Origin of the sequence: Pseudarthrobacter sp. AL07, assembly GCF_029960665.1 — a bacterium.
Lineage (GTDB): Bacteria > Actinomycetota > Actinomycetes > Actinomycetales > Micrococcaceae > Arthrobacter.
This window is the reverse complement of sequence record NZ_JASBRB010000021.1, coordinates 44691-53817: the sequence shown is the minus strand read 5'-3', so window position 1 is coordinate 53817 and position 9127 is coordinate 44691. Positions and strand designations below refer to the sequence as shown.

Below are 9127 nucleotides of genomic sequence, written 5' to 3'. Positions count from 1 at the left end.
ACTGATCGTGCACCCGGACAACAAGATCGAATCCGTCTCCTACGAACCGCGCCCGACACGCCGCCGGGTAGAGGCCCCGGAAACCACCCCCGAGACTGTCGCTCCGACCGTCATCTATACGGTCCCTGTTGCTGCTCCTGAACCAGTACCCGTCCCCGCACAGCCCATCGCTGCGGCAGCGGTGGACCGCCAGCCATGGCCGCCCAACCCCGTCGAGACCGAGCCAGCAACCGAGACTCCTGAGCCTGCCCAGCCGTCGGCCACCGCCGAAGAACCGCCCACCGCAACCGCCCCGGAAGCACCGCTGACCCGGCGCAGCCTGAAGGAGACCTCGTTCCTGGTCAGCGCTCCGGTTTTAGAACCGGCAACACAGGGATGGCGGGGAACGCTCACGCGACTCGGATTCCGGATGGACCCCTCAGCGGAAGAACTCTCTGAGCGGGAGGATATTCGCACGGTCAGCCAGCACTGGCCCGGCCCGCGCACCATCGCGGTGGTGAACCGCAAGGGCGGGGCGAACAAGACCCCCACGGTGGTCATGCTCTCGGCCATCCTTGCCCGCTACAGCGGCGCGGCCACGGTCGCGTGGGACAACAACGAATCCCAGGGCACCTTGGGCTGGCGCACGGAGAAGGGTGCCCACGACCGGAGCGTCCTGGATCTGATCGACTCGTCCCAGTCGCTGCTCTCGCCGTCCACGAACGCGGCCGAAATCGCGAAGTTCGTCCATCATCAGACCGGTGACAAGTTCGATGTCCTGCGCTCAGACGAGAACGAAGAAGGCGACCACGAAGTTACCGCCGAAGAAGTCGATATCGCCCACCAGGTCCTTACCCGCTATTACCGGCTGGTAGTCATGGATTCCGGTAACACCGCCCGGGCAGCGAACTGGCGCCGGATGATCGACCACACCAACCAGCTCGTCGTGCCTGTGACGGCCATCGAGGACCGCGCCGAAGCCGCACGGCTGACGTTGCAGACCCTCGAATCCCGTGGTGGCCACGACGCCGAGCTGGCCCGCAACGCCGTCGTGATCGTCTCCGAATCCACGGACGCCAAGCGAATCATGACCGGAGATGCGCTGAAGCGGGCCAAAGATGAGGCGCAGCGGATCGCGGACGGCTTTGAGCCGTTCGTCCGGGCGGTCGTCAGGATTCCTTACGATCCAGCCTTAGTCAACGGTCCCATCCGCTATGAAGCCCTCCAACCCGCCACGCAGCGGGCATGGCTGGCCGCAGCGGCCGCCGTCGCTGACGGCTTCTAAGCCCCCCCGTCAACGGACCTTGAAAGGAGGAGCCATGCAACAGTCCTTGAACCCCTGGATCACTAGCCCCGCCGCCGACAGCGCTGAAGAGGAAGCGACGGATGCGCACGTGCCGCCTGCGGCAGTGATCAGTGCGCCTCTGAGGGGAATGGTTGAACCGGACGCAGCAGACCGCCTGGGTCGCCGCACTTTGTCAGGTTCTGCAGCGCTGTGGATTACCGGCGCCCACGGGGGAGCCGGTGAAAGCCGAATCGCTGATCTTCTCGACGGGGCACGCGTCACCGATCACTGCTGGCCTGTCCTGCAGGACGGAAGCACACCACGGGTGCTGCTGGTCTGCCGGGCAGACATGCGCGGCCTAACCGCCGCCAGGAGCGCACTGACCCAATGGGCATCAGGGGCCGCACCGGAGCTGGATCTGCTCGGCCTCGCGGTCCTTGCAGACGCGCCAGGGAAGACTCCCAAAGCGCTCCGTGACTTCGCCGCAATCGTCGGCGGGGGAGCGCCCCGGCTCTGGATCCTGCCCTGGGTAGAGGCCTGGCGGCTTGGGGATTCCACGACACCGCCGCCGGCCCGCGAGTACCAACGCTTCATCACTGACTTGGCCGTCCTGGCCACCGACGCCACACCAAGCACCACCAACTGAAAGGTCTCAGGTCTCACCATGAACTCCTTCTCCGCACTTGTAGCAAGCGTCATTCCCAACCCCACCCCGGTCGTCCCGGAGCAGGCCGGCGGGCTGCTTACGATCCTGAACTGGGCCGCGGGTATTGGCCTGGTCCTGGGCGTCCTTGGCGTCATCATCGTCGGCATCAAGCTCGTCATCTCGCTCCAGCGCGGCGAGGGCGGCCAGACCCTCGCCAGTCTCGGCTGGGTCCTAATGGGCTGCATCATCATCACCGGTGCTTCCGGCATCGTCCGCGCCTTCGTCTAACCAGCACCAACAACGGGAGGTTCACCATGAGCCAGTCAACAGAGAGCACCACCGAAAGCAATCCGTTCACCAAACCCGGTTTCATCATTGCTGCCGCGCTGGTGGTCGCGCTGATCGCAGCAGCCATCGTCATCTTCCTGCTCCCCAAAGGACAGGACAACGCCCAACCGGCCCCTGCCTCATCGCCGGACAGCGCCTCCGCAGCCCCTACGAAGTCAGCAGACGCGGCTGGAAAGAGCATCTGCGGACTGCCCTCAAGCACGGAGACAGCCCTGGGAACAGCGCCGAAGTCCAAGTGGGAACTCGTTGGAAAAATGGCCGTACCCACCGATTCCAAGACTTCCGGCCCGGGACTGACCGACGCAGACGGATTCCGGTCTTGCTTTGCGCATTCACCGACCGGGGCGCTCTATTCCGCCATGAACGTTGGCGCACTGGGTTCGGCGGGTTCGCCGCAACTTGAGGTGAAGCTGGCGGACAAGCTCCTCGTTCCGGGCATGGGACGCGACGCTGCTATGAAGGAGGCCGCGAGCTCGAGTGCCTCCAGTGGATCCGACACAACCATCCAGGTCAAGGGCTTCTCCATCAAGTCCTACACGGCCTCGGAGGCCAATGTGGACCTTGCTTTTGAGACAAACAAGGGAGTCCTGGTCCATACGATCCTGTCGATGCGTTGGATGGACGGTGACTGGAAAGTGAAGCCGGCAGACGACGGGGTAACTTTCAGCGGCGTCTCCCAGCTCAGCGACCTCAGCGGTTTCATTCTCTGGTCAGGCGTCTGAGATGGCTGAGTGCAAATGGGGGGAGCTGACATGCGTCGCGGGGAACATCGCAGCCGGAGCAGTTGACGACGCCATAACAAACCTGGCGAAGTCGATCATGGAGGGCATGAGCCAGATGGTGACAACTCTGTCGACCTTCTGGGTGTCCATGCCAACGGTGAACCTTGCCAGCGAGGACGGGGCCACGCCAAGCCCCGTTGTTTCTGCGGTCAATAGCGAATTGTTGCCCTGGACGCTGGTGCTGGCGGTCCTGGCGGTGATTATCGGTGGCATCCGGATGATCTGGGAACAACGCGGAGCACCGCTGAAAGACCTTCTGCGGTCCCTGGTCACTCTGACCTTGGTGTCGGGTCTGGGGCTGGGTGTCCTCTCGATCCTGGTGATCGCCGCAGATGCTTTCTCGGCCGCCGTCATCGACCGCTCCACGGATGGTAAGGGCTTCGCCGATGCAATGAACATCCTCGTGATGACCAACCAGACGGGGGTCGGAGTGTTTATCCTCATCGTCCTGGGATTGATCGGTCTGATTGCCTCCCTCGTCCAGATCGTTCTGATGGTCGTGCGAAGCGGCATGTTGGTAATCCTGGCGGGCATCTTGCCCACAACGGCCGCTTTCACGAACACGGAGATGGGGAATCAGTGGTTCCAGAAGGCTGTCGGCTGGACCATTGCCTTCATCCTCTATAAACCAGCGGCGGCCATCGTGTACTCGGTCGCGTTCCTCCTCATGGGCAACAGCAGCGGGCAGGACGGATTGATCACGTCCATCACGGGCTTCACGCTGATGATCGTTGCCCTGTTCGCCTTGCCTGCGCTGATGCGGTTCGTGACGCCGATGGTCGGTGCCGTTGCTTCCGGCAGCGGCGCAGGGGCAGGTGCAGCGGTTGGGGCGATGGCCACAGGTGCTGTCTCCCTGGGCCGCAGCGGCAGCGGCAAAGGCAATGCCGCACCGACGCCAGCCAGCACGCAAAGCAGCCAGGCAGGCACGTCTCCGAAGGGCAGTGACGGCACGTCGGGTCCCAGGGGAAGCGGCGGCCAGCCGACGCCAGGGTCAACCGGTCCTGGAGGTCCTGGTGGAGCTACCAGCACCGCGGCCGCCGGCAAGGCAGGAACAGGGGCCGGCGCAGGAGCAACAGCAGGGGCAGCAACGGGAGCCAGCGGGGCAGCAGCAGCCGGGCCGGCTGGCATGGCCGTAGCTGCAGGCGCCCAAGTGGCGTCCAAGACGTCACAGGCAATACAAAGGACCGCGCAGGATTCAACCGGGGAGGGCCCCAGTGGCAGCAATTAATACCGAATACAAGGAACCGTCCTACGGCAACTGGCGCGTCCCGCGCTCAGCGGGACTGGGCAACCTCGGCGCTATCGGCACCGGGATTGTCATGGCCGGGCTGTTGCTGGGCATCATCAGTTTCGCCATCTGGGGTCTGTTCCCGGGCCTCGCTGTCCTGGCCGTGGCCGGGGCCAGTGCCCTCCTGCTGACCGTCAAGGACAAGCACGGCCAGTCGGTCGTCGACCGCTTCGGGACCCGGATGAGCTTCCGGCTCTCCAAGTCCTCCGGGACGAATCTCTACCGTTCCGGCCCCCTGGGTGTGACGGCGTGGGGCATGTACCAGCTGCCGGGTCTTGCAGCGAAGTCGACCCTGTACGAGTTCACTGACTCCTACAAGCGGCCTTTCGCGCTGCTGCACGTGCCGACCACCAGCCACTTCACCGTGATTTTCTCCACCGAACCCGACGGTGCCTCGCTGGTGGACCCGGAGCAGGTTGATACCTGGGTGGCGAACTGGGGCGGCTGGCTCGCCGGGCTTGCGGATGAGGCTGGCCTGGACGCCGCGGCCGTGACGGTCGAGACCGCCCCTGACTCCGGGTACCGGTTGCGGAACGAAGTTGAAATGAACATCGACCCGAACGCGCCGGCCTTTGCTCAGGCGATTCTGCGCGAGGTCGTGGGCACTTACCCGGAAGGATCGGCCACGGTCCGGGCCTGGGTGTCCCTGACCTTCAACGCCTCCCTCCGGGCCGGGTCAAAGAAGCGCACACCGGAAGATGTGGCCCGGGACCTCGCCTCCCGCATCCCGGGCCTCTCGGCCCGGCTGCAGTCCACCGGTGCCGGTATTGCCCGTCCGATGTCGGCACAGGAACTCTGCGAGGTGGTGCGGATCGCCTACGATCCTCCGGCAGCACTGATCATTGATGAAGCCCACGCCGCGGGCTCCCCGGTGTCGCTGACCTGGGGTGAGGTCGGCCCCACCGCCACGCAGTCCGGCTGGGATGACTACCGGCACGACAGCGCGTTCTCTGCCTCTTGGACGATGACCGGTGCACCCCGGGGGTCCGTGAATTCCTCGGTCCTGTCCCGGCTGCTGGCCCCGCACGGGGACATTGACCGTAAGCGGATTTCGCTGCTGTACCGGCCGATGGACTCCGCCCGGGCCGCTGCCGTGGTCGAGCGGGACCAGAACAACGCCAACGTCCGCATCACCTCCGGGACCCGGCCGTCCGCCCGCGCCCTGGTCGATGCCCGCTCCGCTGTGCAGACCGCACAGGAGGAAGCTCAGGGCGCCGGGCTGGTGAACTTCGGGATGGTCGTCACGGCCACCGTGACCGATAAGGAACGCCTGGCTGATGCGGTCGCGGCCATCGAACAGACCTCTGGTACTGCCCGGGTGCTGCTGCGCCGCGCTTACGGCGCGCAGGACACCGCGTTCGCGGCATCCCTGCCGCTGGGGCTGGTCCTGCCCAAGCACAGCCTGCTGCCTTCCGAAATCAAGGATGCCCTGTAATGGCCCTCATGAAACTCTTTACTCGTTCGTCCAGGAAGGCAGCTGAGCCGGTAACGGCTGCACCGACGAAGGCTGAGCGCCAGCCACGCGAGGCCGGTCCGGGCTCCCGTGGGTGGGCCGGACGCGGCGGCGGCATAGCCGCCCTCGTCCCGTCCGTGACGGAATACCGGGGAACCACAGTCCAGGTCTGCGGCCTGTGGCCGTTTTCCTCCGGGGCGTCCTCACCCATGATCGGCGTTCCACTCGGACGCCATGAGGAAACCCAGGCCACGGTCTGCTGTGACCCGATCAGCTGGTTCCAGCGGGCACGGCTCATTTCCAACCCCTCCGCCTTCATTCTGGGCCTTCCCGGATTGGGTAAGTCCACGCTGGTGCGACGCATGTTCATTGGTCTCTCCGCTCAGGGCGTCCACCCTCTAATCCTGGGGGACCTGAAAGGCGAGCACGTCAAAGCGGTGCAGGCACTCGGCGGCCAGGTCATCAAGCTCGGCCGTGGCGTTGGGTACCTGAACATCCTTGATCCCGGCCAGGCGGTCGAGGTCGCGCAGCTCCTTGAAGACAGCGGCCACCATGAGGACGCCGCCCGCGTCCGCGCTGACGCACACGGCCGCCGCCTGACAATGGTCGTCTCCCTCATCACCATCAGCCGGAACAACCCGCCCACCGATCAGGAGCAGACGATCCTGGACCGGGCGCTCCGTGTCCTCGATGACCGGTTCGAGGGCATCCCGGTCCTCAAAGACCTGCTGGACGTCATCGTGTCCGCCCCGAATGAGCTGCGCCAGGTCGCACTGGACCGCGGCGACATGGCCGTCTACCTGCAGGAAACCCGCGCATTGGAAGCAACCCTGCTGGGCCTGACCGGTGGCGGGAAGCTGGGAGAAATCTTCTCCCGGCACACCACCAACCCCATGATGCGGGACCGCGCCGTGGTCTTCGACGTCTCCAGCATCGACGAGACCGAGACGGACCTCCAAGCTGCAATTCTGCTCGCGTGCTGGTCCTACGGCTTCGGCACCGTCAACGTCGCCAACGCCCTCGCGGACGCCGGTCTGGAACCGCGCCGGAACTACTTCGTCGTCCTGGACGAGCTGTGGCGGGCGCTGCGCGCCGGCAAGGGCATGGTGGACCGGGTGGACGCCCTGACCCGTTTGAACCGCTCCGTGGGTGTTGGGCAGATCATGATTTCCCACACCATGTCCGACCTGCTCGCGCTGCCGGCAGAAGAAGACCGGATGAAAGCCCGCGGCTTCGTCGAACGCTCCGGCATGGTGATCTGCGGCGGCCTCCCGGCCTCTGAAATGCCGTTGCTGACCTCCGCTATTCCGTTGTCCCGGCAGGAGCAGCAGAAGCTCATCTCCTGGCAGGACCCGCCCGCGTGGGACTCACGTGGGCTCGACGTCGAACCTCCCGGACGTGGGAAGTTCCTGATCAAGGTCGGCGGCCGACCCGGGATCCCGGTCCAGGTTGGACTGACCTCCATTGAGCAGGCCGAGGGATTGAACGACACCAACACCCGCTGGCACGCGCCAGCTGAAACGCTCATGAACCCGGCAGCACCTGCGCTGCCCACCGAAGGAGGAACACCGTGAGCGCACCGAACCGTAAAGGAATGGGCCTCGGGGATGCCCTGCTGGTCTGGCTGGCCATTGGCTTTATCGTCGTCTTTGGCGGGGGGACCTACGCGGCCGCCCACCTCGGCTCCTGGATGGCCGGCATTGACGCGCCCCCTGCCCATCCGATTGATTTGGTTGCTGGGCTGGTCAAGGGCCGGGTGCCCTGGCCAACCCAGTCCACCGTCGCCGCCGCCCTCATGGCCGGCCTAATTTTGTTCCTGGCCGTCGTGGTGCTGGTGGCCTGGAGGAAAGGCGCGTCCAAGCGTGCCCGGGTCGATAAGGCCGCACAGTACCTGGGGCGCGGGAAGTCCCTCGCCGCATTCTCCGAGAAGGGCGCAAAAGCCACGGCCGAGCGGCTGGGCGTGAAGGACACCCCGGGCATCGTGGTGGGCAAGGTGGTCTCCACCGGCCAGAAGTTCATTCAGTCCTGGGAAGACCTCAGCATCGACATCTGGGGACCCCGGACAGGTAAGTCGACCTCACGGGTCATGCCCGCGATCCTGGATGCACCTGGTGCTGTCGTCTCAACCTCGAACAAGCGCGACGTGGTGGACGGCACCCGTGGCGTCCGGGTCCTGACCGCCCCGGTGTGGGTGTTCGATCCGCAGAAGATCGCCCAGAAGGAACCGGACTGGTGGTGGAACCCCCTCTCCTACGTCACGGACGAAGAGAAGGCCTACAAACTCACCCAGCACTTCTCGGTCGGTTCGCGCCTTCCGGGGTCCAAACCGGACGCCTACTTCGACCCGAAAGCCGAAGACATCCTCTCTTCCTACTTCCTCGCGGCCGCGCTGGGGGAGCTGCCCATCACCCAGGTCTACCTGTGGGTGACGGAGCAGGTCAGCCAGGAACCCATCGAGATCCTGAAAGAGCACGACTACGAGCTGCAGTACAAGGGCCTGGAGTCCACGCTGAAGCTGGCCGACAAGCAGCGCGACGGTATCTTCGGCACGGCCGAGAAGATGATCCAGTGCCTCAAGAGCAGAAACACACTGCGCTGGGTCGCCCCGGCCCACGGCGCGTCCGTGACCACGGATCCCCGCCGCCAGTTCAACCCCCACGATTTCGCTGCCTCACAGGAGACGATCTACATCCTCTCTAAGGAAGGGGCCGGCTCGGCCGCCCCACTCACGACGGCACTGACGGTGGCCATTGCCGAGGCCATGGAGGAACGGGCCGAACGCAGCGGCGGCCGCCTGCCGCTTCCCGCGCTGTTCGCCCTGGACGAATTGGCCAACGTCGTCCGTTGGGCCGGCCTGCCGGATCAGTTCAGCCACTACGGCTCCAAGGGCCTGATCGTCATGGCCATCCTGCAGTCCTGGTCACAGGGAGTTGAACTGTGGGGAGAGGCGAACATGCGAAAAATCTGGTCCGCCGCCAACGTCAAGGTCTACGGCGGCGGCGTGGCCGAAGAAGGCTTCCTCCGGGCACTCTCGGACCTCATCGGGGATTACAGCTACACCAACGTCTCTGTTTCCTCGGGAAAGTCGGGTTCCAGCCGTTCCCGGCAGGAGGGCAAGGAGCGCATCTTCGATGTTTCCAACCTCGCTGAGCTGGACCGTGGCCGCGCCGTGGTCCTCGCTTCTGGCGCACCAGCCACCCTGGTCCGGACGCTGCCCTGGTACACGGGCCCGCACAAAGACGCTGTAGAGGCGTCCATCAAGAAATACAGCCCACAACCGGAAGAAGAACGAGTGCCGGTGGCTGCCGCACCTTCCGCCAATCCCTGGGTCACTGGATAGGAGACT

Annotated in this window: 8 protein-coding genes; all 8 read left to right on the top strand. The window is 65.1% G+C overall.

The window, feature by feature from the left end; all coding sequences use genetic code 11:
* Positions 1 to 1264 (top strand): chromosome partitioning protein ParA (locus tag QK290_RS14405; protein ID WP_282331327.1); only part of this gene is annotated, 1264 nt, incomplete at its 5' end.
* Positions 1265 to 1298: 34 nt separating this feature from the next.
* A complete protein-coding gene (locus QK290_RS14400) occupies positions 1299 to 1910 on the top strand; it encodes a DUF6668 family protein (RefSeq protein ID WP_282331326.1) in 612 nt (203 codons plus the stop codon).
* 18 nt (positions 1911 to 1928) lie between these two features.
* A complete protein-coding gene (locus QK290_RS14395) occupies positions 1929 to 2198 on the top strand; it encodes a hypothetical protein (protein ID WP_193343111.1) in 270 nt (89 codons plus the stop codon).
* Positions 2199 to 2224: 26 nt separating this feature from the next.
* Positions 2225 to 2980, top strand: a complete 756-nt coding sequence (locus tag QK290_RS14390; RefSeq protein ID WP_282331325.1) for a hypothetical protein — start codon at positions 2225 to 2227, stop codon at positions 2978 to 2980.
* A 1-nt stretch (position 2981) separates the two neighbouring features.
* Complete coding sequence (locus tag QK290_RS14385) at positions 2982 to 4268, top strand: hypothetical protein (protein ID WP_282331324.1); 1287 nt, start codon at positions 2982 to 2984, stop codon at positions 4266 to 4268.
* Positions 4255 to 5763: an SCO6880 family protein gene (locus QK290_RS14380; protein WP_282331323.1), complete on the top strand. Its 1509-nt coding sequence runs from the start codon at positions 4255 to 4257 to the stop codon at positions 5761 to 5763. The genes QK290_RS14385 and QK290_RS14380 overlap by 14 nt, the downstream gene beginning before the upstream one ends.
* The gene (locus QK290_RS14375; protein WP_282331322.1) at positions 5763 to 7355 is read left to right on the top strand and encodes an ATP/GTP-binding protein; all 1593 of its coding nucleotides are present in this window, start codon (positions 5763 to 5765) and stop codon (positions 7353 to 7355) included. The genes QK290_RS14380 and QK290_RS14375 overlap by 1 nt, the downstream gene beginning before the upstream one ends.
* Positions 7352 to 9121 (top strand): type IV secretory system conjugative DNA transfer family protein, encoded by a 1770-nt coding sequence (locus tag QK290_RS14370; RefSeq protein ID WP_282331321.1) that lies wholly within the window; start codon positions 7352 to 7354, stop codon positions 9119 to 9121. The genes QK290_RS14375 and QK290_RS14370 overlap by 4 nt, the downstream gene beginning before the upstream one ends.
* The last annotated feature ends 6 nt before the right edge of the window (positions 9122 to 9127 follow it).

Coding starts and splice junctions, on each gene's coding strand:
- QK290_RS14400 (WP_282331326.1), top strand. CDS start 1,299: ATGCAACAGTCCTTGAACCCCTGGATCACTAGCCCCGCCGCCGACAGC.
- QK290_RS14395 (WP_193343111.1), top strand. CDS start 1,929: ATGAACTCCTTCTCCGCACTTGTAGCAAGCGTCATTCCCAACCCCACC.
- QK290_RS14390 (WP_282331325.1), top strand. CDS start 2,225: ATGAGCCAGTCAACAGAGAGCACCACCGAAAGCAATCCGTTCACCAAA.
- QK290_RS14385 (WP_282331324.1), top strand. CDS start 2,982: ATGGCTGAGTGCAAATGGGGGGAGCTGACATGCGTCGCGGGGAACATC.
- QK290_RS14375 (WP_282331322.1), top strand. CDS start 5,763: ATGGCCCTCATGAAACTCTTTACTCGTTCGTCCAGGAAGGCAGCTGAG.